1 protein-coding gene is annotated in these 347 nt (G+C 25.6%); it reads left to right on the plus strand.

The window, feature by feature from the left end; translation table 11 throughout:
* Positions 1-149 precede the first annotated feature (149 nt).
* Entirely contained in the window at positions 150-335 is a 186-nt protein-coding gene (locus tag KI369_RS28150) for a YqzH family protein (RefSeq protein ID WP_212958940.1), read from the plus strand.
* The last annotated feature ends 12 nt before the right edge of the window (positions 336-347 follow it).

Consider the following 347-nt stretch of genomic DNA (forward strand, 5'->3'; position numbering starts at 1 on the left):
TATAAATCTTATAAAGTTAAAAAACTTAATTTTACTAGAAAAATAATTTACACACCCGAATTTTTATACAAAAATAATGTATAGTAGTTTTTTCATTTCACTTCCAGTACAATAAAACAATACATACGTACATACAGGCGGGGAAAAACATGAATGAAAAATTAATTGAAAAAATGATTATAAAAAGTTTTCAACAATATCAATGTAATCCTATGTCAAATGAGGATCAGGAAATGCTAATTAAACATATTCAAACGATAATTCAGTCAAATACTGAAATTGATGTATACGAGGCAGTTGAGGATATCGTTTACGATTATGTGACTGGAAAATAAAGTGAAACTTTA

Source organism: Bacillus sanguinis, from assembly GCF_018332475.1.
Lineage (GTDB): Bacteria > Bacillota > Bacilli > Bacillales > Bacillaceae_G > Bacillus_A > Bacillus_A sanguinis.

Bases quoted from the DNA above. Each gene is read 5' to 3' on its own strand.
- KI369_RS28150 (WP_212958940.1), top strand. From the start codon at position 150: ATGAATGAAAAATTAATTGAAAAAATGATTATAAAAAGTTTTCAACAA.